This is a genomic window from Pseudobacillus sp. 179-B 2D1 NHS, assembly GCF_045370945.1.
Taxonomy (GTDB): domain Bacteria; phylum Bacillota; class Bacilli; order Bacillales; family Domibacillaceae; genus Pseudobacillus.
In genome coordinates this window covers 19,153-40,384 of sequence record NZ_JBIQDP010000016.1, presented here as the reverse complement: position 1 = coordinate 40,384, position 21,232 = coordinate 19,153, and the positions used below count along the sequence as shown (strand labels likewise).

Annotated in this window: 26 protein-coding genes and 2 riboswitches; of the genes, 17 read left to right on the top strand and 9 right to left on the bottom strand. The window is 40.5% G+C overall.

Annotated elements, in window-relative coordinates; genetic code table 11:
• Positions 1–48 precede the first annotated feature (48 nt).
• The 5 genes from spoVAD to ACH0BF_RS15845 all read left to right on the top strand — a co-directional run bounded on the left by spoVAD (position 49) and on the right by ACH0BF_RS15845 (position 3,073).
• Positions 49–1,053, top strand: a complete 1,005-nt coding sequence (gene spoVAD, locus ACH0BF_RS15865; protein ID WP_340854223.1) for a stage V sporulation protein AD — start codon at positions 49–51, stop codon at positions 1,051–1,053.
• 12 nt (positions 1,054–1,065) lie between these two features.
• On the top strand, positions 1,066–1,272 hold the full coding sequence (locus ACH0BF_RS15860) for a DUF1657 domain-containing protein (protein ID WP_120031122.1): 207 nt from the start codon (positions 1,066–1,068) through the stop codon (positions 1,270–1,272).
• A gap of 15 nt (positions 1,273–1,287) precedes the next feature.
• Positions 1,288–2,148 (top strand): DUF421 domain-containing protein, encoded by an 861-nt coding sequence (locus tag ACH0BF_RS15855; RefSeq protein WP_120031124.1) that lies wholly within the window; start codon positions 1,288–1,290, stop codon positions 2,146–2,148.
• Between the two features lie 151 nt (positions 2,149–2,299).
• Positions 2,300–2,659 (top strand): replication termination protein, encoded by a 360-nt coding sequence (locus tag ACH0BF_RS15850; RefSeq protein WP_340854221.1) that lies wholly within the window; start codon positions 2,300–2,302, stop codon positions 2,657–2,659.
• Positions 2,660–2,698: 39 nt separating this feature from the next.
• Complete coding sequence (locus ACH0BF_RS15845) at positions 2,699–3,073, top strand: PH domain-containing protein (protein ID WP_120031126.1); 375 nt, start codon at positions 2,699–2,701, stop codon at positions 3,071–3,073.
• A 298-nt stretch (positions 3,074–3,371) separates the two neighbouring features.
• Here ACH0BF_RS15845 and ACH0BF_RS15840 read toward each other — a convergent pair whose 3' ends face one another.
• From ACH0BF_RS15840 to ACH0BF_RS15830, 3 genes are all read right to left on the bottom strand, one after another.
• On the bottom strand, positions 3,372–3,524 hold the full coding sequence (locus tag ACH0BF_RS15840) for a YjcZ family sporulation protein (RefSeq protein WP_120031128.1): 153 nt from the start codon (positions 3,522–3,524) through the stop codon (positions 3,372–3,374).
• A gap of 226 nt (positions 3,525–3,750) precedes the next feature.
• Positions 3,751–4,062, bottom strand: a complete 312-nt coding sequence (locus ACH0BF_RS15835; protein ID WP_406909667.1) for a CotD family spore coat protein — start codon at positions 4,060–4,062, stop codon at positions 3,751–3,753.
• Positions 4,063–4,319: 257 nt separating this feature from the next.
• Positions 4,320–4,715, bottom strand: a complete 396-nt coding sequence (locus ACH0BF_RS15830; RefSeq protein ID WP_120031132.1) for a hypothetical protein — start codon at positions 4,713–4,715, stop codon at positions 4,320–4,322.
• Between the two features lie 369 nt (positions 4,716–5,084).
• On the opposite strand from ACH0BF_RS15830, the gene ACH0BF_RS15825 reads away from it, so the two are divergent.
• The 4 genes from ACH0BF_RS15825 to ACH0BF_RS15810 all read left to right on the top strand — a co-directional run bounded on the left by ACH0BF_RS15825 (position 5,085) and on the right by ACH0BF_RS15810 (position 10,952).
• Complete coding sequence (locus tag ACH0BF_RS15825) at positions 5,085–5,228, top strand: YrzI family small protein (RefSeq protein WP_120031134.1); 144 nt, start codon at positions 5,085–5,087, stop codon at positions 5,226–5,228.
• A gap of 223 nt (positions 5,229–5,451) precedes the next feature.
• Complete coding sequence (locus ACH0BF_RS15820; RefSeq protein WP_340854218.1) at positions 5,452–6,669, top strand: MFS transporter; 1,218 nt, start codon at positions 5,452–5,454, stop codon at positions 6,667–6,669.
• Between the two features lie 340 nt (positions 6,670–7,009).
• A riboswitch (glycine riboswitch) is annotated at positions 7,010–7,106 on the top strand.
• 2 nt (positions 7,107–7,108) lie between these two features.
• A riboswitch (glycine riboswitch) is annotated at positions 7,109–7,168 on the top strand.
• 449 nt (positions 7,169–7,617) lie between these two features.
• Complete coding sequence (locus ACH0BF_RS15815; protein ID WP_340854215.1) at positions 7,618–8,997, top strand: amino acid permease; 1,380 nt, start codon at positions 7,618–7,620, stop codon at positions 8,995–8,997.
• Positions 8,998–9,224: 227 nt separating this feature from the next.
• Positions 9,225–10,952 (top strand): methyl-accepting chemotaxis protein, encoded by a 1,728-nt coding sequence (locus ACH0BF_RS15810; RefSeq protein ID WP_406909666.1) that lies wholly within the window; start codon positions 9,225–9,227, stop codon positions 10,950–10,952.
• Positions 10,953–11,019: 67 nt separating this feature from the next.
• On the opposite strand, the gene ACH0BF_RS15805 is transcribed toward ACH0BF_RS15810, so the two are convergent.
• Both ACH0BF_RS15805 and ACH0BF_RS15800 read right to left on the bottom strand, forming a co-directional pair.
• Positions 11,020–11,346: an AzlD domain-containing protein gene (locus tag ACH0BF_RS15805; RefSeq protein ID WP_120031142.1), complete on the bottom strand. Its 327-nt coding sequence runs from the start codon at positions 11,344–11,346 to the stop codon at positions 11,020–11,022.
• Positions 11,343–12,050, bottom strand: coding sequence for an AzlC family ABC transporter permease (locus ACH0BF_RS15800; protein ID WP_120031144.1), 708 nt, complete (start codon positions 12,048–12,050; stop codon positions 11,343–11,345). Before ACH0BF_RS15800 ends, ACH0BF_RS15805 begins: the two co-directional genes overlap by 4 nt.
• 83 nt (positions 12,051–12,133) lie before the next feature.
• Between ACH0BF_RS15800 and ACH0BF_RS15795 the strand changes: the two genes are divergently transcribed.
• Together ACH0BF_RS15795 and ACH0BF_RS15790 are read left to right on the top strand one after the other, a co-directional pair.
• Positions 12,134–12,688 (top strand): helix-turn-helix domain-containing protein, encoded by a 555-nt coding sequence (locus ACH0BF_RS15795; protein WP_340854213.1) that lies wholly within the window; start codon positions 12,134–12,136, stop codon positions 12,686–12,688.
• A gap of 197 nt (positions 12,689–12,885) precedes the next feature.
• Positions 12,886–13,044: a hypothetical protein gene (locus tag ACH0BF_RS15790; protein WP_340854211.1), complete on the top strand. Its 159-nt coding sequence runs from the start codon at positions 12,886–12,888 to the stop codon at positions 13,042–13,044.
• On the opposite strand, the gene trhA is transcribed toward ACH0BF_RS15790, so the two are convergent.
• Positions 13,041–13,685: a PAQR family membrane homeostasis protein TrhA gene (trhA, locus tag ACH0BF_RS15785; RefSeq protein WP_340854210.1), complete on the bottom strand. Its 645-nt coding sequence runs from the start codon at positions 13,683–13,685 to the stop codon at positions 13,041–13,043. The two genes, ACH0BF_RS15790 and trhA, sit on opposite strands and share 4 nt — an antisense overlap.
• A 410-nt stretch (positions 13,686–14,095) precedes the next feature.
• Between trhA and ACH0BF_RS15780 the strand changes: the two genes are divergently transcribed.
• A complete protein-coding gene (locus tag ACH0BF_RS15780) occupies positions 14,096–15,823 on the top strand; it encodes a methyl-accepting chemotaxis protein (RefSeq protein ID WP_340854209.1) in 1,728 nt (575 codons plus the stop codon).
• Between the two features lie 30 nt (positions 15,824–15,853).
• Positions 15,854–16,129: a GNAT family N-acetyltransferase gene (locus tag ACH0BF_RS15775; protein ID WP_340854208.1), complete on the top strand. Its 276-nt coding sequence runs from the start codon at positions 15,854–15,856 to the stop codon at positions 16,127–16,129.
• A gap of 23 nt (positions 16,130–16,152) precedes the next feature.
• On the opposite strand, the gene ACH0BF_RS15770 is transcribed toward ACH0BF_RS15775, so the two are convergent.
• Entirely contained in the window at positions 16,153–16,341 is a 189-nt protein-coding gene (locus ACH0BF_RS15770; RefSeq protein WP_120031152.1) for a YozQ family protein, read from the bottom strand.
• A gap of 70 nt (positions 16,342–16,411) precedes the next feature.
• A complete protein-coding gene (locus ACH0BF_RS15765; protein ID WP_340856409.1) occupies positions 16,412–17,278 on the bottom strand; it encodes an MBL fold metallo-hydrolase in 867 nt (288 codons plus the stop codon).
• 87 nt (positions 17,279–17,365) lie between these two features.
• Here ACH0BF_RS15765 and ACH0BF_RS15760 point away from each other — a divergent pair, with 87 nt between their 5' ends.
• On the top strand, positions 17,366–17,788 hold the full coding sequence (locus ACH0BF_RS15760) for a DUF2935 domain-containing protein (protein WP_340854207.1): 423 nt from the start codon (positions 17,366–17,368) through the stop codon (positions 17,786–17,788).
• A 45-nt stretch (positions 17,789–17,833) separates the two neighbouring features.
• Here the strand turns inward: ACH0BF_RS15760 and ACH0BF_RS15755 are convergent, their stop codons facing one another.
• Positions 17,834–18,313 carry a hypothetical protein gene (locus tag ACH0BF_RS15755; protein WP_340854205.1) on the bottom strand — a complete coding sequence of 160 codons (480 nt, stop codon included), beginning with the start codon at positions 18,311–18,313 and terminating at the stop codon, positions 17,834–17,836.
• A 202-nt stretch (positions 18,314–18,515) separates the two neighbouring features.
• On the opposite strand from ACH0BF_RS15755, the gene ACH0BF_RS15750 reads away from it, so the two are divergent.
• The 3 genes from ACH0BF_RS15750 to tatA are packed head-to-tail and all read left to right on the top strand — an operon-like array spanning position 18,516 to position 21,225.
• Complete coding sequence (locus ACH0BF_RS15750; RefSeq protein ID WP_182916922.1) at positions 18,516–19,286, top strand: gluconate 2-dehydrogenase subunit 3 family protein; 771 nt, start codon at positions 18,516–18,518, stop codon at positions 19,284–19,286.
• 14 nt (positions 19,287–19,300) lie between these two features.
• A complete protein-coding gene (locus ACH0BF_RS15745; RefSeq protein ID WP_340854203.1) occupies positions 19,301–21,013 on the top strand; it encodes a GMC family oxidoreductase in 1,713 nt (570 codons plus the stop codon).
• A gap of 14 nt (positions 21,014–21,027) precedes the next feature.
• Positions 21,028–21,225 (top strand): twin-arginine translocase TatA/TatE family subunit, encoded by a 198-nt coding sequence (tatA, locus tag ACH0BF_RS15740; RefSeq protein WP_120031160.1) that lies wholly within the window; start codon positions 21,028–21,030, stop codon positions 21,223–21,225.
• The last annotated feature ends 7 nt before the right edge of the window (positions 21,226–21,232 follow it).

Sequence of the window (21,232 nt, the reverse complement as noted above, 5' to 3'; positions counted from 1 at the left end):
TGTGCAAAAATCAAAAAACATTCAATAGCAGCAAATGGAGGTGAAAGCGTGGAGAAGCAGCGAACATGGGTCTTTGATAACAAACCAGTCATTATTTCAACCGGCGTTGTCGGGGGACCGTTTGAAAGCAACGGAAAGCTAGCAAATGAGTTTGATGTGCTGCATGATGATCTATGGATCGGGCAGGAGTCCTATGAGAAAGCGCATAGAAAGTTAATGGAAGAAGCTTCTTTGCGGGCTATTGAAAAGGCAAGACTGAAAAAGCAGGATATTGAATACTTCTTCGCCGGTGATTTAATTAATCAAATCACGCCGACAAGCTTTGCTGCTCGGACTCTTGCTGTGCCGTACCTCGGACTGTTCGGTGCCTGTTCCACATCGATGGAAGGGTTGGCGCTCAGTTCCCTTCTTATCAACAGTAAGATGGCGAACTTTGTTTTAACTGGTGCATCTAGCCACAATGCGGCAGTGGAAAAACAATTTCGTTATCCAACAGAATACGGAAGCCAGAAGCCGCCAACGGCTCAATGGACGGTAACAGGAGCTGGGACAGCCATCGTGGCCCAACAAGGCGAGGGCCCTCATATTTTATCTGCCACGATTGGAAGAGTCATTGATATGGGGCTGACCGATCCCTTTAATATGGGAGGAGCCATGGCTCCAGCTGCAGTGGATACAATTATTGATCATCTTACTTCTTTAAAAATTGACCCTTCTTACTATGATTTAATTGTTACAGGAGACTTAGGAACAATCGGCAGAAACATCGCCCTTGAATTGCTGAAAAAAAGAGGCATCGAAATCAATGAGAGTCAGTTTCAGGACTGCGGCTTAATGATTTATAAAGAGAACCAAGAAGTCTTTGCCGGGGCAAGCGGAGCAGGGTGCTCGGCTGTTGTCGGCTATGGGCATTTGCTAAACCGATTGAAAAAAGGAGAACTAAAACGGATTCTATTAGTGGCGACTGGGGCTTTGCTGTCCCCGCTTTCCTTCCAGCAACAAGAATCTATTCCTTGCATTGCCCATGCGGTAGCGATTGAATCTAACCAGTAAGAGGAGACTATTATGACCGTAGCATCAGATGTGAAAATATGTACGGCCGGTTTAAAACAAGCAGAAGCGGTTTTTTCTAAGCTGGCCCTGTTGTCAAGTGATCCCGAAGCGCAACGGCTTTTTCATGAGAGTATGCTTACTATGCAGGAGATCATCGAACGAATGAACAAGCGAATTTTTGAACTGGAAAATGAGGAACCGCAATATAAAGGGTTTTAGTCGGGGGATGATTATATGACTCAGTGGCTAGAAGTCCTGATCCGGTCTATATCTTTTTTGACCATCTTATTTATCATTACAAAGGTAATTGGAAAAAGGCAAATTGCTCAGCTGTCCTTTTTTGAATATATTGCAGGCATCACAATTGGTAGCATTGTCGCTGAAGCTTCGCTAGCAAGAGAGCGGTCAATTATCGATGCTCTTATAGCAATTGCGGTATGGGGAATTATACCCGTTCTTGCTGACTATATTGCTATGAAGAGCAAATCAGCAAGAGGGGTGCTAGAAGGCCATAGCACAGTATTTATAAAAGATGGAAAAATTCTTGAGGATAATTTAAAGAAAGAAAAATATACAACAGACGAATTGCTTTCTTTATTGCGGAAAAAGAATATTTTCTCCTTAGAAGATGTGGAATATGCCGTGTTAGAGCAAGACGGAAATCTAAATGCTCTCTTGAAAAAAGATAAGCGTCCATTAACGAGAAGCGATTTACAAATGCTTTCAATCAATGAAAAAGAGCCCTATACCGTTATTATGGATGGGCGTGTATTAGTGGAGACACTTTCAAAAAGCGGCAAAACGAAGGAATGGCTGAATCAAGAGTTAGAAGCGGCCGGTGTGACACTTGAAAATGTGTTTCTCGGTCAAGTAAATTCTTATGGAGAACTGTACATCGATTTATTTGATGATCAGCTGCAGGCGCCTCCACCGCAGGAAAGGCCGTTATTGCTGGCAAACTTGAAGAAATTTGCTGCGGATATGGAAGCTTTCGCCTTAGCTACAGACTGCCAAAAAACAAAGAAAATGTATGAAAAAAATGCGGCGGATATTCAAAGGCTCATTCGGCAAACAAAGCCATATCTATCGAATTAAAGCTCTCTCGTTAGACAGTTTTTAATTCGATTTTTCTTAATTCAATATGTGCAAAATTCAAAAAATGAATTTTTATTGGTTCTATAGCCAGTAATTTGCTAAAATAAAGATAAAGTAATCATACAAATAGGAAGGCAAAGGAGTGAGGGGTTTGCCAAGAGGTGAAGGAAAGTTCCTAATTAAGCAAAGAGCCTTTTTAAAACTTTTTATGATTCGTTTCGTAGAAGAAAATAAGTTGTATGGCATGCAGGCGATGGATGAACTGAAGATGACCTTTAAACAATTCGGCTATGAACCGAACCATTCGGAAATTTATCGGTCGCTTCATGAGTTAATTGATGATGGGATTTTAAAAAGACAGAAAAAATTGCAGGAAGGCGCCAAATATAAAGAAGTTGTCATTTATCAGTTTGCTGACTATGAAAAAGCAAGGCTTTATAAGAAGCAAGTAAAAACAGATCTCGATCGAAGCATGGGACTGTTGCGTAAAGCGCTGGAAGATGTGTATTAACATAAAGGGCAATGAGCAGCGAAAGAAAAGAGGGATAAGATGGGAATATTTGACGGTTTAATTGGCAATGCGACAGAAGCGGATATTGAGAAAGTAGAAAAAACGCTTGAGAAAATTCTTTATGAGGGAGAACAGATTGAGAAGGCCTTTCAGATTTTAAGGGACTTAATTGTTTTCACTAGCAGGCGCCTAATAACAATTGATAAGCAAGGAGTAACTGGAAAAAGAATGGAATACCATTCTATTCCCTACCGCAGCATTACGCATTTCAGTGTACAGACAGCTGGCACATTCGATCTGGAGGCTGAGCTGCTTATTTGGATCGCTGGCACAGAGAATCCTATTGCGAAGCAGTTTCGAAAAGATGACAGCATATTTGATGTGCAAAGAGCACTTGCTGCTTATGTGTTGTAGCGTCCTTACATATCAAGTTTGCATACATAAAAGAAAAGAGACAGACGCATGAGCTGTTTCTTTTTTGGAAAAGTCTTATTAAGCTGTTTTTTTATGATTTTCATCCTGGATAGATATATGTAGAGAAGGCACCATAGATGGAAGAAGAAAATGAAATCAGACTTTGCCTGCTGCATCGCAAGGAAATAGCAAGTCAAGTCTGACTTTATCAATATCCCAGGAGGATGTATCTTGATCGGAGATCCTATCTATGGTGTTTCATTCATGAGGCAAAGGCAGTGTTATTCACACTGATTGTTTAGCACCAGAAGGAAGCGCCAATGATAATCAAAAGAATGAACAACACAACAATCAATGCAAAAGTGCCGCCGTAACCGCCGCCATAATAGCCACCGCCGTAGCCGCCGCCATAACCGTAGCCGCCACAGCATCCGCCGCCAAAGAAGCCCATGTTTTTCACCTCCTAATTAATTAAGAACAATATATACTATGAGTTACATATAAAGAAGGTTTGGATTAATGTACTAGTAGGATAAGTAATTGCTGTTTTTTGATTGCTTTCGTGAGATCATTCAGTTTATAAGAAAAGCTTTCATTGCTGCGTTTGCCGCAGATTGACATGAAAATGAAACAGCCAGGCGTGTACCTGGCTGTTTTATTTAAAAGACAACGAATCATTAAAAGCCAAACCGTCTAGGTCTTGGAGGACAACAAGGATTAACTGGCTTCCCACACATGATGTGTTGTTCACAACATTCGTTCACAACAGATTCTGTATGTGGGAAATAATGTTCGTGATTAATCATATGTTTGTTAACTGTAGTTGTATGAGAAGGATGAATATGTGGTACGACAGTATTGAAAACATTTGTTTTGACAAATTGCTGTGTCGGTGAAACTAATGGCGGATTGTATTGAGTAGGCATTAGTTGCGGTGGGCACAGATGAGGAGGACATCCTCCATGGCCAGCCCAAGGTCTATTAAACATGTCATGACCTCCTTTTTTCTAAGATGTGAGTCATTAATAGTCTATGGAAATAGACTGGTTATGTCCGGGTTGGTTACCCATTTATTTCAAATAAAAGAGAAATGAAACGTGACAGATTAATCTTTCTACAAAGAGACCAGATTCGTCACACAACCTAAGAAGGATAAGGGGAAATGACTGGTAGAAGAAAAGCATAAGAAAAAGAGAGCCCTTGGTTGCTCTCTTTTCTTATGTCTGGATAAAGATACATATGGCTGTTAATACTTATGTTGCTTTTTAGACTTTTTTTTATGATGAGGCTTATGATGAGGCATTGGATAAGCCATCGGCGGTTGAGTAATTAACACGGCTTGTTGCTGGGTCACATGTGGATGCGCTAGATAATGATGAAAGTGGTGATGAAAATGATGGTGATGCGGACAGCATTCCATCTCGCTTACTGGGTGTCCACACCCCATCATTTGGGCATGGCCAGGGTGCATCATGGGTGCCCCATGCATAAACCCTCTCATATCAGGGACTGCATATTGATCTGGCCACATTTCCTCGTCTAACCACATGCCTTCACTCTGCTCAATGCTTACATTTTCTCTTTCATATTGATCCTGCCATACATTTTGGTCTGGCCACATATGATTTTGTTCTTGTTCCATTTTTGCCACCTGCTTTTTAATAGTTGTAGAAAACTTTCGTACACTTGCATGCTATGTTCCATACTTAAAAAAAGAGCTTGTTTTTATCGGGTTTGGGTGATGACCTATTATCTGCAAAAAATTATTTAATCTTTTGAGGTTTTTTAGTGGAAACACGTTTAGAAAGTGGGCTCTTCATTTCTTTGTGCCGAAAAATCAGCATTTTTTCTCATTTTTCAAAAAAATATTGTTTTTTAACTTTTTTTATGGATATAATTAACAACGTAGATTTAATGCGTTTGTCAGCCGTACGTTCATGAACTGGTCAGCTTTCACATTAACTTCAAGAGGCAGAAGCAATGGATGCTTTTTGAAAGGAGGTGAGACCAGATGACGATCAACTTAATATTTGTCATTATCACCATAAAAAGACGCAAAAAAAGTGTGGAAGATTATTTTCATGACGAGCGCGTTGAACAAATGTATGAAGAAATGAAATTAAAGCAACACGAAAACATGAGAAACCTGTTTTAAAAAAATTACAAACTGGAAGGAGAATGTACTATGACTTTCTTATTGCCAACTCAAGTAAAATTATTGAATTCACTCTTCGTTTTGAAGGATTCTGCCTAGTAAAGCTGACCAGAACTAAAGTAACACCATAGCTGATAATTTTGCCCCCGCCATGTAATTTGCTGCGGGGGTTTTTATCGTCAATGGAGAGAGTACATATAATTTTTGAATAGGAATGATACTTATGTCGACTGCAACGAATAAAGCCGAAGTACGTCAGGCTACAATCTACAGTATTTTGTTTGCTATTAGTGCAGGGCACTTTATTAATGACTCCATACAATCTGTAGTCCCTGCTATGTTTCCGATTATTGAACGTTCTTTAGATTTATCTTATGCACAGCTGGGCTGGATTGCTTTCGTATTAAATATGACCTCTTCGGTGATGCAGCCGGTATTTGGAGCTGCGGCTGACCGGAAACCGCAACCATACCTGCTGCCGGCCGGAATGCTTCTATCTATGATTGGTGTTATCGGTTTTGGTTTGTCTCCTAACTTTTATTTCGTACTCTTCGCTGTATTGTTTATTGGCTTAGGGTCAGCTGTTTTTCATCCGGAAGGATCACGGGTCGCTTTTATGGCAGCAGGTGGCAAGCGAGGGCTGGCCCAATCCATTTATCAAATGGGCGGGAACGGCGGCCAATCGCTGGCTCCAGTTTTTACAGCCTACATTTTTTTACCGCTTGGTCAGAAGGGAGCGTTATTGTTTGCGGCAGTTACCGCAGTTGGTGCGTTGCTGCTTTCAAGAGTCTCCGCCTGGTATAAGCAACGGCTGACAACTCAGGCGGCAAAGAAGAAACAGCAAGTTTCCTTGGAAAAAACAAAATTACAGGCACGGATAAAGTGGGCAATGGTGTTATTAATTTTCTTTGTATTTGCCCGCTCCTGGTATGCGGCAGCTATAACGAACTTTTATCAATTTTATTTAATTAAGGATTATGGATTGACTATTAAACAATCACAATTATATTTGTTTGTTTACTTGGCTGCTGGCGTGGCAGGCACGTTTCTTGGCGGGCCGCTGGCTGATCGCTTTGGCCGGAAAAATCTACTTGTCTTTTCCATGCTGGGTGCTGCTCCGCTTACAGTCATTCTTCCATATGTACCGGCTTTCGCTGTCCTGCCGCTCTTGTTGTTAATTGGTTTTATCTTGCTATCAAGCTTTAGTGTAGCCGTGGTTTATGCACAGGAGCTGCTTTCTAATAAAATTGGGATGGCTTCCGGTTTAATTGTTGGGCTTGCGTTCGGGATGGGGGCTATCGGGGCTGTCATCCTCGGCTTTCTCGCTGACAGTTTCGGAATAAAATTTATTATGATTCTATCAAGTCTTCTCCCGCTTCTCGGTATTTGTGCTCTTTGGCTTCCAGGAGATCAAAAATTACGGGAAATGCAGGATAAGTAATGGTAAATTAAAGACCGCTTCACATACAGTTATTCACTGGTTGTGCGGCGGCTTTTTTTACCTATCAGTAATCAATTTATCAATAAGGCGGAGGAAGGTATGCTAAGGCAAATAGTCAGTATAATTTAGATGGCTATAAAAATGATGTATTAAATTTTTAAGCAGAGCCTATTAGTTGAAAAGCAATGTATACGTTTATTAAGCTGCATAGTATTTTAAGTTCTTTACTCTTTAGTAGATGTAATAGCTTTTTTGTAGAATTGAGTCAACTTAGTTCTGAATATTCAGTTGACATGATCTCTTCCATAGACTAGTATCTAAATTAGATAGATAAGAGCGGATGAATATTGTGGGAGAGACTAGACCCATGGTTTAGCACCGAAGGAGCAAGTACCAGCTGGTATCAATCTCTCAGGTAAAAGGACTACAATAGGACGCATCTCTGGAGAGAGCCATAGGCCACCAAAGGAGTTAAACTCTCAGGTACAAGGGACAGAGAAAAATGGGAAATACTCCTGTTTTTCTCTGTCTTTTTTTGTCGGAGAAAAATGGAGAAAAGTAAAAAGGAGGAGGAGAAGCTCGAAATTATCCTTGTAAGAAAAAGAATTGTAATGACTCTATTTCTAGATTGATTGCACAACAAGAAATGAAAGAAACTGCCCTGAAAAAGAGTTAGAATCCTTGGATTCGATTGTTTTAGAAATTGCAGGCATTAACGGAACGGGAGCATGTGTATTGACAAAAGTTACCACTGCAGAGCATGCATGTTCTTTTGAGGAATTTATTTATTCTAAAATGTAAGCGCTTTTTTTCTTTCGGATTAACGAATTTTATATTAAACTTTAATTGTGGGATATTTAATTTATTAGCTTACGATTTAAATACCGTAACAAAATATTTTAAATCGACAAGAAAGAATATTCCGAAAAGTAGAAAGAGGGAAATGGTATGCAGGAACAAACTTTGTCGAGAGGCCTGAAAAACCGGCACGTGCAACTCATTGCTATTGGCGGGGCAATTGGAACAGGATTATTTCTTGGAGCAGGAAAATCTATTCATTTAGCAGGCCCTTCCATTTTATTTGCTTATATGATTACAGGAGTCATTTGTTTTTTAATCATGCGTGCACTTGGGGAATTGCTTTTAAGTAATTTAAATTATCATTCGTTTGTTGACTTTGTAAGAGATTATTTAGGGAATATGGCAGCGTTTATGACTGGATGGACCTACTGGTTCTGTTGGATTTCTATTGCGATGGCCGATTTAACGGCTGTTGGTTTGTATACTCAGTATTGGTTTCCATCTGTCCCGCAGTGGATGCCAGGGTTAATCGCCCTTGTCATTTTACTATTTATGAACCTTGCTACTGTCAAACTGTTTGGTGAAATGGAATTCTGGTTTGCTTTGATTAAGGTTATCGCCATTCTAGCACTGATTGTTGTTGGGGTTGTAATGATTATTAAAGGCTTTTCTACTCCTTCAGGAGCAGCCAGTTTTACAAATCTATGGAGCCATGGCGGCATGTTCCCTAATGGCATAAATGGATTTATCCTTTCCTTCCAGATGGTCGTGTTTGCGTTCGTTGGCATTGAATTGGTAGGGTTGACAGCGGGTGAAACAGAGGATCCAGAGAGAGTTATTCCAAAAGCGATTAACAATATTCCTATTCGGATTATTATTTTCTATATTGGTGCGCTTATCGTTATTATGAGTGTGTATCCGTGGAACGATATTATCCCAACCGAAAGCCCATTCGTGCAAGTATTCGTGGCAGTTGGTATCGCTGCAGCTGCTGGTATTGTGAATTTCGTCGTGTTGACGTCTGCGGCTTCAGCATGTAATAGTGCCATCTTTAGTACAAGCCGGATGGTCTACTCACTTGCTAAAGACAAAAATGCACCTGTATCTTTGGCCAAGCTTGATGGTCGCAAGGTACCTTCTAATGCCTTGTTCTTTTCAACAGTAGTCATCTTGATTTCCGTTGTATTGAACTATGTGATGCCAGAGGGAGTATTTACATTAATCACAAGTGTTTCTACCGTATGTTTTATCTTTATTTGGGGCATTACAATCATCAGCCATTTGAAATACCGTAAAACAAGACCGGATTTAGCGAAAGTGAATAAATTTAAAATGCCGCTTTACCCGTTTGCTAATTACTTAATTTTAGCTTTCCTGGCATTCGTTCTTGTCGTGCTTGCTCTTGCGGAAGATACTCGTATTTCCTTATTCATTACGCCTGTTTGGTTTATTTTGTTAATCGCGGTGTATAAGATGCGCAAAGTAAAGATAAATCATGCCGATCAAGAAAAAATAGTAGAAAATTAAAAGACAATATAATAGATGTAAAGACCGGAGCTGCAGCTGAAAAGTATAAACGCTTATTCAGCTGCAGCTCCTTTTATTTTCCTATATCTTGCATGTTAGAAAGCTATCTGTTAAAAGGTAGCCATCATTATAGCTAAAAATTGAAAATAGAAAGGATATACATTATAGTAAAATATTAGTAGGATAATAAGCCTATCTATTACAACTAAAGATCATAGGGGGAGAATATGAGAAAAAACGCTTCTGTTCGATCAAAAATTTTATTAGTTATCACAGCTATCATCTTTACTATTGGCCTTGCTGCATCAGCAGGAATTTACTATTCCGTCCATACTTCTGCCAATCATTCGTTAGGAGCCTTCGCAGGGGATATAGCAAAAAACTATAGTGAAACAATAGATGGGGAAAAGTATGAATCGTTTATAAACGATCCAAAGGAAGATAGAAATTATCATTCGCTTCAAAAGAAGTTAGCGCACTTTCGAGAACAAACGGGGGCTTTATTCGTATATATTTTAGATGTAGACGGTCAAAAGGTCCGCAACATGATAGATGGAGGCTCCAACCTTTCGGATGATAAACCGCCTGCAATGGGAGACGAGAGCTCTATTCCTGCAGAAGAGCTAGCTCCGGTATTGGAGGGAGAGATACAGCGTACAGATGTATTCAACGATCCGAAATACGGCCAATATTTATCAGGGTTTGCACCAATCAAAAACGAGAACGGAGAAGTGATTGGTGTATTGGGAATTGATATTTCGGCTGAAACCGCTAACAAAATAGGAGGGGATGTATTTTTCTCTACTGGGTTAAAGCTTCTAGCCCTTATTTTTTTATTGTTTTTATTAACTGTTGGAGGAATGAACGTTTATTTAAAAAGAAAGCTTTCTCCATTAACTTTACTTGAAAAGCAAGCGGAGAAAATGGGGAACGGTGATTTTTCCGAACAGATTCAGGCTGCCTCAGGAAAAGATGAATTTAGCAAAATTCAACAGGCGTTTATACTTATGCAGAAGCAGTTAAGAGGATTAATTAAAGAGGTACAGTCATCCTCAGATTATAGCGCCAACACATTTACAGAAATAACAAACGGTTCACGGGATATTCGTGAACAGACGAAAGAAATTGTACATGCAAGCAGTGAAATTGCTTTGGGGAATCAGGAGGTTACAAAAGCTGTTGAAAAGTCTGCGGTGGCCGTCAACCATTTACATGAAAATTTAAATGATATGGAGCAAAATATTCAAAAATTGCATTGTTTTTTTAAAGAAATTACGGCAGGACAGCAAGAGAGCATTGCGCAACTCAGTCAATTTATCATTCATTCTGAGCAAACACAGACGAGTTATCAATCAATGGTAGAAGAATTAAAAATACTACAGGAAGAGTCTGCGGCTATTACAAAGATTATTTCTGACATTCAAGGCATTGCTGATCATACAAATTTACTAGCGCTCAATGCTAGCATCGAAGCTGCAAGAGCTGGAGAACATGGGAAGGGATTTGCGGTAGTAGCTAAAGAAGTCAGCGCTCTTTCCACCCAATCGAAAGAAGCAACGAGTATGATCCAGCATTCTTTAAGCAACATTCAGTCGCAAGTGGAAAAAACGATTGAACGAACGGATGCAACATCACGGGAATTCCTTATTCAAAAAGCTGAAATTGACGCAGTCATTACAAATGTCAATCGCTTGAAAGAAAAAATCGAACAATCCTTTAGGGAGTTAACTGTTATTCAAGAGAGAACGTCTTCAATTATGAGCGAACATTCTACTTTAAATCACCAGATGATCTCTGTAAATTCTGTATCAGAAGAAACGGCTGCTGCTACAGAAGAGGTGGATGCAATTATTCAGCAGGTGCAAAGCAATTTGAATCGCTTTACAGATCAAGTTATAGAAGCCGGTCATGTTGTTACAGAGGTCCATCAAAAGGTACGAGCCTTCAAATTATAAACCCATTAAAAAAGCTAGTTCGTCCAGAAGTACTTCTGGACGAACTAGCTTTTTGTTGAGAGCAATCTTATATAAAATTTCTTAAGGCTGCCATGATGGCAATCCCGACGATAACAGTTACTAACAGGCTTTTCGTCCATAAAGCAATGAGTAAAGTAGGAATGGTTGCTACTAAAACTTGCCAATTAAGAGACGGTAGTGTTCCTTCTCTATGCTCAATTACACTTCCTGCCACCAAAGCCGTTAAAATACACACTGGGATAAAGGAAAGCCACTTCATTATAGCGTCCGGTAGTTGTACGTTACGCACAATCAGAAAAGGAGCAACACGAGGAATCCAAGTCACGATCGCACAGCCGGCCAGGATAAGAATTACAGTTATGTTTATACTCATTTAGACGTCACCACCCCGATGGTCGCTACGATCACAGTCGAGAAAATAACGGCGAGATCGACTGTGACGAAAGATGAGAAAATATACATCATTACAATCATTAGGAAGATAAGCATTAAATAGTGCTTTAACTTGGCTGCTTTAATGCTTTCCAGCTGCAGTACAAGGAGGGCGATAAACATTGCAGTTAAAGCAAAATCTAAGCCGAATTTCTCAGGATCAGCTACCCACTTTCCAAGAACTGCACCAATGACACAAGAAGCAATCCACGTCGTATAAGCCGTTAAATTAAGCCCATTCATCCAACGGTCATTCACCGGCCTGTTGTTGAAAATTCTTCCTGCTGCGACTCCGAATGATTCGTCTGTTACAAGCGTTCCGATGCCAGCGTTTTTCCATGCGGAATATTTTGAAAAGTGTGGAGCCAACGTGGCACTCAATAAAAAGTGACGCAAATTGACAATAAAGGTAGTAAAGATAATAGCTGAAGCCGGGCTTCCAGTTGCCAGCATTCCACAAATAATAAATTGAGCAGCGCCAGCATAAACAAAAATGGACATAAAAGCAATTTCAATAACAGACAGGCCGGAAGCAACACCGATCATACCAGCCGCAAAGCCAATGCTTATGTACCCTAAAAGCGTGGGAATACAATCTTTTACTCCCTCTTTAAACGATAATGATTCTTCTTCCGTAGCTTCCACTTTTTATCTCCCCCATCTCGTTGTTTATGATATTATACATTTGTATGTTATAATGTTCAATCATAAATAACGGGAGGATGATGATGGAGTCTTTACAGGAATTAATAGGAAAGAATTTATTTGCAATCCGTAAGGGCAGAGGATTGAGTCTAGATAAAACAGCTGAATTAACAGGTGTCAGTAAAGCAATGCTTGGACAAATAGAAAGAGGGAAAACCAATCCAACAGTTACGACGCTTTGGAAAATAGCGAACGGCTTGAATGTTTCTTTTTCTGCATTCATGAAAGAGGAAAAGACGCATATCACCCAAGTAAAGAAAGAAGAGCTGCAAGCATTAATTGACGATGAAGGAAACTATTTGGTTTATCCGCTTTTTCCTTATCACCCCCAGAAAAAGTTTGAAATTTACTCGGTTGAAATTGAACCAGGAGGAAGCCACTTCTCCGACGTGCATACAAAAAACAGTGAGGAATTTATTTTAATAAGTGAGGGAGAATTGACAATTGAAATACAGGGCCGGGAGTTTACGTTAAGTAAAGGAGAGGCCTTGAGCTTTCAGGCTCACCAAGAGCATACGTACAAAAACTTTTCTCAGAAAAAGACTTCCTTTTTTGTTATTATCTATTATCAAGAATAGCTGAGGGAAAGTACCGAAGGGAAGCTTTTGTAAATGAAGGGCGTACACAAGGTTCTGCTGTTTGTGTCAGCATGCTCTGAGATAGACTCTGGACAAAAGTCAATCTGTAAGAAGTAGTAACGGAGGAGACGCCGCCTTTTTTTATTGTAAAAGTTAAAGATAGAGAAGAAGGATGGAAAGTAGATATATCATGTAAAGTGAATAATAATGAAAAAGGCAGGATTGCCATTCATGCTCCAAAAGATTTAAAAAAGTATGCAGAGCTAGGATCTCTTGAATATGATGATAGGACGAGAGAGCAGTTTGAAGAAAAAGTAAAAGTGAAGCAAAAAATCGCCCTAATAGGCGATTTTTAATTTGATGGAAGCAAGTAAAATACTGAGAAAAAGTGAGTCACGCTGCCGGCAAGAACGAACAGATGCCAGACCATGTGGTGGTATTTAAATCCTCTCCATACATAAAACACGGCGCCGAGTGTGTATAGAATTCCCCCTGTGACTAAAAGGGCAAGACTGCCGGCGGAGAGGTTCTGAACGAGCGCATCCCATGCAAATACAATGAGCCAGCCCATCACTACATAAAGAAACGTGGAAGTATTTAAAAACTTTTTAACGAAGAAGCATTTAAATACTGTTCCGCACAGAGCAAGTCCCCAAACAACACCGAACAATGTCCAGCCGAGCGATCCCTTTACAGCTAGAAATAAAAAGGGAGTGTAGGTGCCCGCGATGAAAAAGTAAATCGAAGAGTGATCGAAAATTTCAAATAAATTTTTGGCCTTGCCCTCTGGGAAGCTATGCACGAGTGTAGAGGATATATACAATACAAGCATCGTTACGCCAAAAATTGTAAAACTGATCACGTGCCAAACTGTCCCGTATACAGAGGAGTAAACAATAAGAAGGATGAGCGCAGCCACGCTGAGCAAAGCACCAATTCCATGAGTAATCGAATTGGCAATCTCCTCTCCTTTTGAAAATGTATGAGTATTTGCCATAGAAGAACCCTCCTTTTAAAACAATATAATTCAAGTGTACCATATAAATTCAGTTCCAATCATTTTTGACGTATCGTGTCAAAAAAAGGAAGATTTTATCGATAATAGCTAGGAGGCTTTTATTGGCATATAAATTGCAAATTTATTAATAAATAACCATGAAGGAGCGAGGGGGGAAATAGTATAAGTTATGAATGATAAAACATCGCCCAAAAAGGATTGGAATAGTTTTTGATCGAGTGTTACCATTATATAGACTAAAAGCAAGATCATACATAATGAGTATATTTATGCATATTGGAATAATTTATTCATATTTGAATAGAAAATACCAGGAAGAGAGATCTAGTTCGATGTAGGTCTAAAGAGATATTAGAGGTTTTGAAAAAGTGGAAAGGAAGGTCTGGATTATGACAATAGCAAGAAGGTTAACTTTAACAATGCTGGTGATTTTGCTCTTTATATTTGCTGCTACGATCGTACTAGCCTATATTAACACCAGTTCTTCCGCAGAGAAGACGGTTGGTGCGCAGGGAATTCAATCTGCTGAGAACGCTGTTAAATTTATAGATCTAGATAAATATGAAGAATTTTTATTGCAGCCTTCAGAAAGCGAAAATTATTGGGAGATCCGTCGTCAATTAAATCAGGTAAGAGAACATATAGGAGCGATGTATTTATATACTTTCACATTGAATGAGGGAAAGGCGGAAATGCTCATTGATGGCATGTCTCGAGAAGATGAGTATTCCACCAAAATCGGTGAAGAGCTAGCGATGCCCATAAAGGATGTTGAAGCTGTATTTCAAGGGGAAAAACGCTACACAGACATTATTAATGATGAACAGTACGGCAAGTATATGTCAATTATGATACCAATTAAGAATGAAAATGGTGAGGTCATCAGTATGCTGGGCCTCGACATTTCAGCTAAACAAATTGATAGCATTGAAGGAGAAATTTTAAAGAAAAGCCTCCCGTTGATCATCGGTCTGTTTTTAGTTATTATCCTGCTGTCCTGTACGATTGTTTACATGTTCATTAACCGTACATTGAAACCGCTGTCCGGCATGAACAGGGGCTTGGATGAATTGGCTGCAGGACGTATTGGACAATCTCTCCAACGGATAGAGGCCATCCATTCAAATCGAAAAGATGAAATTAAACAGTTTACTTCAAATTTCCAATCGGCAGTCTCTCAGTTAACGACCATGATTACTTCGATTCGCTCATCATCTGATTCATTAACGCAGGCGGCTGAACAGCTAGCAGAAGATAATCAATCCGCCCAGAAATCAAGCGAAGAAATTATCAGAAGCATTCAAGAGATTTCTCTTGGCAGCGAACGGCAAATGCAAAACAATAGGGAAGCTGTGAAAGCCATAGAAGAAATGGCTGTCGGTGTTCAACGGATTGCTGAATCAGCTTCCTCAATCGCTGAAGCGAGCAGTGGGGTGACAGAGCTGACGGAAGCAAGCTACACACAGACAAATGCAGCGGTATCTGAAATTGAAGAAGCAGCACGGTCGATTTTAGATACAAATAAAGAAGTAGTTGAGCTTGGTGTGATGTTTAAAGAAGTAGGGAAAATTGTAGAAGTAATTACGTCCATTACGGATCAGACCAACTTGTTGGCTCTCAATGCCGCTATTGAAGCGGCAAGGGCAGGAGAAGCAGGAAAAGGATTTGCGGTAGTAGCTGACGAAGTAAGAAAGCTAGCAGAAGAATCAAAAGCCTCTGCCGGCCAGATCTCCGATATGCTGCATAATTTTGAACTGGTGACAGCCAGAGTGATAGAAAACACAAAGATCAGCACAAAGAAAGCAGAGACGAGCACAGAGGCGGTCTTAAAAGTGGAACATTCGCTTCAGCAAATTAAGGATTCTATAAGAGAAGTAAATAAGGATATTCATGAAGTCTCAGCAGTGACAGAAGAAATGTCGGCTGGAACAGAAGAAGTGCTTGCCTCAATGGAACATGTCGCTCAGGTTTCCAAAAATAACGTGGAGCAAACCCAGCAAGCTGTGTTTGCCTCAGAGGAACAAAGGGAATTAATGAGAAGGATGAACGAGTCAGCACAGCAATTGACAGAACTGTCCCATCAGCTTGAATCAGCGGTTCATCGATTTGATCTATAAATAGATAACTTTGTTGAGGAGTGGACAATTATGCACGTAAAACATGAAAACGGACGGTTTTTTGTTGAGAAAGACGGAGAGTTGTTAGCTGAGATGTCCTATGTGCCTGCGGGTGATGGACAAATTGAAGTGAATCACACATATGTAGCAGACGAACTCCGTGGACAAGGGATAGGGAGCGAGCTTATCGAGGAAGCTGTTCAGTATGCTCGCGAGCAGGATAAAAAGATTCTCCCAACTTGTTCGTATGCGAAAGCAAAGATGGAGGAAGAGAGCAAGTATAAAGATATCTTAGTGAAACAATAAAAAAAGGCCCAATAGGCCTTTTTTTATTGTTTCGGAAAATCTTTTATCGCTTGATCGAGTTGATCAATTCTTCCTTCTATCGTTCCTTCTGTATACGTATCGGTTACTTGTTCATGGGTAACAGCAAAGCCTTTTTCTGTTTCGTCAGCGCTTTGGTAATGATTAAATTCAAATGTTTTTCCTGCAGGTCCTGTTTCATTTTTCTTTTTCATCGTTCTGCTCCTTTCGCTCAGTTGTCTGCTTAGTGTATGGGCAGGAACGGTGAATTATTCAGTCGGCTTTTTAATTATTGTCATCAACGTAGCGTCCGTAATCAGGAACAGCAATCTCCTCAAAATGATCAATTAAATAGGCGAGACCTTCTCTTAGTTCCTCTCCGTTCGATTCTTCTCCATGCCCCGTTACAGCAATAGACGGCTGCAGTTCTGCTAGCCGAACAACAGAAGCTTTTGCAGCAGTCCAGTCCGTCGTTAAATAGCGCGGCGGGCCCTGGAATTCCTTCTTCTGAGTCAGCACATTATACAGGGCATCCTGTTTGACTGTCACAAACGCGTCACCTGCAATGAGCACGCGGTCTGCCGGGCGGAATAGGGAAATATGCCCCGGAGAGTGTCCTGGCGTATGAATCCAGCGCCAGCCTGGCATAGGTGGCACCGTCCCATCTGTAGGCAATGCCTGGACCTTCCCGCTGATATTAATCGCTTCTGTCGGAAACATGGGTGACATTTTGGCGACCAGTCCGCCTTCAACTGTTGCATCGGGCTTTGGATAATCTCTTTTCCCTGTTAAATAAGGAAGCTCCATTTCATGCGCATATACAGGCACATCCCAGCGTTGAACCAGCTCTTCCAGCGCACCAACATGATCGAAATGGCCATGGGTTAAAACAATTGCTTTTGGTTTGGCTCCCTCGCCAAATAATTTCTCTGTTTGCTCAAGGACGTCATCAGCAGAACGGGGCATACCTGCATCAACGAGCACCCAGTCATTTTTTACACCTACAAAGAAGAGATTAACAATTTGTACAGTATACATATGAATATCCGGCTGAATAGCTACCACTCGGCCGCTGTTGACAGAAGTTGCAGGGATAAATTTATTTTCCAAATCTTCTCCTCCTCCATTTATGGTCACTGTTACTATATCCATAATCAAGAAGTGAAAAACGCTTAAGGAAACATAATGCTTGTCTTTCCCTCATATGCTGTTATGAGAGAAATAACAGGGGGGAAAAGAATGCAATTTTACTACGGACCGCAAATGCCGCTCCGAATCTTAGATGAAGCTGAGTTTTGGAAGCATCAGGAAGAAGAGCATACAGTTGTTATTAGAGAAATCCTGCCTAACCTTGAAAAAAAGTATGTGGACGCATTAAAGGAATGGGAAAATGCTCTGGCGACTACACACCAAAAGGTTGTTCAATTTATTGAAGCGGTGTCCCGCTCTGGAAATTATATCCCTGCTGCTCTTCATCAGGAAGTGATGATGCTCACTGAATTTTGTTTAAAGCAAAGCCTAGACTTTATTGGACTTTGCCAGCAGATTAAAGAGAATAGCAAAGCGGTTCAGGATAATCCTGTCGCTGTAACCGTATTAAATCATATTATTCGTGAGTCAGAGTACTTCATTGGCATTGCCAGAGCTTTATTATCAGCATAGAAACTAAAAAACAGCCTGCGATTTATACAATCTCAGGCTGTTTTTTTAGTAAAATTCTTTATATACTTTCCCATGTTTTAAGACATCATAAATCGCTTTGCCGTCACTTGGATTTTCTTCTCCATAATCGATCGGAATAACCGAGAAAAAAATAAGATACAGGGAGAAATAGACGAACTGATAAAAAAATAGATGCTTCGGCAAGTACCCCATATGAATGAGGCCGTTAATCGGTATGATAGATAATGCGTTGAAGAGCGGTCCGCCTGCATAGATTAGTGCATGCTTCCAACGCTTCTCCTTTTTTAATTTCCCGTAATAACAAGCCGCATCGACAAAGTAAAACTTCCGCACTTCTACTCTTTTTAATGAAAAAATCACCTTTCCTCTCCCGACTGTCAATTTTGCAGAGCTGCCAAACAGCCAGGCGAAAAATACATGCCCGCCTGTATGAATAATCAACGTAAGCGGGAGCGTAATGAAAAACGCCCAAGCGAAGGTGATCATATCGTGAAATGTAAACATACACCCTCCTTTGTGAAAAACTCTCGTTGTCTTCTAGTCGTTTACCTCTAATAACTAACCATAAACCACAAATTTTTTCATATATTTCATACTTTTTCCTATTTATGTGTTCATTATCTGTTTATTCATTAAAAAATTTGGAAATCATGGGACATTAAGGCGATAGCATGTTCTTATTTGCATAATTGAAAGGAAGATGAAAATGGCAGATAAAGATGAACAAATGACCATGACGAGAAGACGGTTTATTAGAAATTCAGGACTGATCGCAGGAGGAGCCGCAATTGGCGGAGGCTTGATTGGAGCGTTGATCGGTGCAAATGTAGATCAGCAGGAGAAGACAGAGAATGAACATCAAGCTGGCCATAATCAATCGGGCAATGAACAGCAGAATAGCAATCGAGCGCTTATTTATTTTACCGATCGAGAAGACTTTCAAGTATTGAGTGCGGCGACCGAGAGAATCTTCCCAGAGGATAAAAATGGCCCGGGAGCTATTGGGTTAGGGGTGCCTTACTATATCGACCATCAACTCGCAGGAAATTATGGGAACAACACGAGGGAATATATGCAGGGACCTTTTTTCCCAGGAACAGAAACGCAAGGTTACCAGTCTCCGTTAAAGCGCAATCAAATATTTAACGAAGGAATCCGTATGATGAAAGAATTGAGTCAAACCAACTACAAAAAAAAGTTTGACGAATTGGATGGAGAACAACAAGATGCCATTCTTTCACAATTTGAACAAGGAAAAGTGAAATTAAAAGGAACGGATTCGGCTACTTTCTTCAGCCTTCTTCGGTCAGCTGTCCTTGAAGGAGCTTATTCGGACCCAGTATACGGAGGCAATGCCAATATGGAAGGCTGGAAAATGAAAAACTTTCCTGGCCACCAGGCAAGCTATCTTTCACAGATTGAAGCAAAAGAATTTAAGAAAATCAAGCCGCAGAGCTTGCACGCATTTCACCAATAAAAGGGGGATTCTCAATGGCAAAGAAATTGCCTAAAGTAGACGTAGTAACCATTGGCGTTGGCTGGACAGGAGGCATTGTTGCTGCTGAGCTTGCCAAACAGGGACTCAAGGTAGTAGGACTGGAACGAGGAGCTTCGCGCTCGACAAAAGATTTCTTAATGATTCATGATGAATATCGTTATGCTATCCGCTATGAACTTATGCAGGATACTTCAAAAGAAACGATTACTTTCCGAAATGCCCCGAAGGAACGCGCACTTCCTATGCGACAGCTCGGTTCTTTTTTAATCGGGGAGGGACTTGGGGGAGCTGGGGTCCATTGGAATGGACAAAATTTCCGGTTTTTGCCTTATGATTTTGAGATCCGAACATTGACTGAGAAAAAATACGGCAAGAATAAAATCGGAGCGGATTATCTCATACAGGACTGGGGCATTACCTATGATCAGCTGGAGCCTTATTTTGATAAATTTGAAAAAACAATCGGTGTAAGTGGAGAAAAAAATCCGCTTGGCGGTCAACGGTCCAACGCTTACCCAACTCCGCCTATGAAAGAAACTGTGATTACCAAACGATTTAAAGAAGCTTCTAAAAGGTTGGGGCTTCATCCTTATCATATGCCGTCAGCTAATTTGAGCGAGCCTTATAAAAACCCTGATGGCGAACAGATTAACGCTTGCCAATATTGCGGATTTTGTGAACGATTTGGCTGTGAATATGGAGCAAAAACAAGCCCGAATGTAACGGTTATCCCTACAGCAGAAAAGACCGGAAATTTTGAGCTTCGCACCCAGTCAAACGTAACTCGGATCTTACATGACGGCAAAAAAGCAACAGGGGTCCGTTACGTAGATGTATTAACAGGAGAAGAGTTTGAGCAGCCGGCTGAGATGATAGCTGTAACAAGTTATGTAATGAACAATGCAAAGCTGCTGCTGACTTCCAAGCTAGGCAAACCATACGATCCGAACACCGGAACGGGTGTCATTGGCAAGAACTATTGTTATCAAATACTGCCAGGATCTGTCGGTTTTTTTGAAAAGGAGCGATTTAATACATTTATGGGGGCAGGAGCACTCGGAGCAACCATTGATGATTATAACGGAGATAACTTTGACCACTCTGATCTGAACTTTATTCATGGAGGGAGTGTCTCTATTACCCAGACAGGTTTGCGCCCGATTCAGAATAATCCTGTTCCGCCAGATACACCAACATGGGGGAAAGAATTTAAGGAAAAGTCGATTCACTATTATAATCGTGTGTTAAATATCGGTGCTCAAGGAGCCTCAATGCCGTTTCGCCGCAATTACATGGATCTTGATCCGACCTATAAAGATGCCTATGGTGAACCGCTTTTAAGGTTAACTTATGATTTCACCGAGCAGGATAAAAATTTATTTAAGTTTGTCGGAGAGAGAAGCAGCGAGATTATGAAAGAAATGGGGGCTGATCATGTTATTACGGTGAAGTCTGCTGAAAAGTATAATATTGTCCCTTATCAAACGACCCATAATACCGGAGGGGTCATTATGGGGGCTGATCCGGCTACATCAGCAGTGAACACCTATTTGCAAATGTGGGACGCCGAAAATGTATTTGTTATTGGTTCTTCTGCTTTTCCGCATAACAGTGGCTACAATCCTACCGGAACAGTGGGAGCTTTAGCCTATCGTGCAGCAGAAGGAATGATGAAATACAGCAAACAAGGCGGCAGTCTTGTATAAAAGGAGAGAAAACGATGGGTATTGCTAATATCGGTATACCGGGGCTGATTATTATCTTAGTTATCACACTTATTATTTTCGGCCCCAAGAAATTGCCAGAAATCGGTTCTGCTTTTGGACAGACGCTATCAGAGTTTAAACGCGGAGCCAATAAATTAATGGAAGAAGATAATGAGAAAAGCAAGAAGGATGATCAAATCCCAAAAGCATAACAGGAGG

Coding starts and splice junctions, on each gene's coding strand:
- ACH0BF_RS15855 (WP_120031124.1), top strand. CDS start 1,288: ATGACTCAGTGGCTAGAAGTCCTGATCCGGTCTATATCTTTTTTGACC.
- ACH0BF_RS15755 (WP_340854205.1), bottom strand. CDS start 18,313: ATGTTTACATTTCACGATATGATCACCTTCGCTTGGGCGTTTTTCATT.
- ACH0BF_RS15805 (WP_120031142.1), bottom strand. CDS start 11,346: ATGAGTATAAACATAACTGTAATTCTTATCCTGGCCGGCTGTGCGATC.
- ACH0BF_RS15835 (WP_406909667.1), bottom strand. CDS start 4,062: ATGTTTAATAGACCTTGGGCTGGCCATGGAGGATGTCCTCCTCATCTG.
- ACH0BF_RS15820 (WP_340854218.1), top strand. CDS start 5,452: ATGTCGACTGCAACGAATAAAGCCGAAGTACGTCAGGCTACAATCTAC.
- ACH0BF_RS15810 (WP_406909666.1), top strand. CDS start 9,225: ATGAGAAAAAACGCTTCTGTTCGATCAAAAATTTTATTAGTTATCACA.
- ACH0BF_RS15770 (WP_120031152.1), bottom strand. CDS start 16,341: ATGAAAAAGAAAAATGAAACAGGACCTGCAGGAAAAACATTTGAATTT.
- ACH0BF_RS15815 (WP_340854215.1), top strand. CDS start 7,618: ATGCAGGAACAAACTTTGTCGAGAGGCCTGAAAAACCGGCACGTGCAA.
- ACH0BF_RS15780 (WP_340854209.1), top strand. CDS start 14,096: ATGACAATAGCAAGAAGGTTAACTTTAACAATGCTGGTGATTTTGCTC.
- trhA (WP_340854210.1), bottom strand. CDS start 13,685: ATGGCAAATACTCATACATTTTCAAAAGGAGAGGAGATTGCCAATTCG.
- ACH0BF_RS15795 (WP_340854213.1), top strand. CDS start 12,134: ATGGAGTCTTTACAGGAATTAATAGGAAAGAATTTATTTGCAATCCGT.
- ACH0BF_RS15825 (WP_120031134.1), top strand. CDS start 5,085: ATGACGATCAACTTAATATTTGTCATTATCACCATAAAAAGACGCAAA.
- ACH0BF_RS15845 (WP_120031126.1), top strand. CDS start 2,699: ATGGGAATATTTGACGGTTTAATTGGCAATGCGACAGAAGCGGATATT.
- ACH0BF_RS15750 (WP_182916922.1), top strand. CDS start 18,516: ATGGCAGATAAAGATGAACAAATGACCATGACGAGAAGACGGTTTATT.
- ACH0BF_RS15860 (WP_120031122.1), top strand. CDS start 1,066: ATGACCGTAGCATCAGATGTGAAAATATGTACGGCCGGTTTAAAACAA.
- tatA (WP_120031160.1), top strand. CDS start 21,028: ATGGGTATTGCTAATATCGGTATACCGGGGCTGATTATTATCTTAGTT.
- ACH0BF_RS15775 (WP_340854208.1), top strand. CDS start 15,854: ATGCACGTAAAACATGAAAACGGACGGTTTTTTGTTGAGAAAGACGGA.
- ACH0BF_RS15765 (WP_340856409.1), bottom strand. CDS start 17,278: ATGGATATAGTAACAGTGACCATAAATGGAGGAGGAGAAGATTTGGAA.
- ACH0BF_RS15830 (WP_120031132.1), bottom strand. CDS start 4,715: ATGGAACAAGAACAAAATCATATGTGGCCAGACCAAAATGTATGGCAG.
- ACH0BF_RS15745 (WP_340854203.1), top strand. CDS start 19,301: ATGGCAAAGAAATTGCCTAAAGTAGACGTAGTAACCATTGGCGTTGGC.
- ACH0BF_RS15760 (WP_340854207.1), top strand. CDS start 17,366: ATGCAATTTTACTACGGACCGCAAATGCCGCTCCGAATCTTAGATGAA.
- ACH0BF_RS15840 (WP_120031128.1), bottom strand. CDS start 3,524: ATGGGCTTCTTTGGCGGCGGATGCTGTGGCGGCTACGGTTATGGCGGC.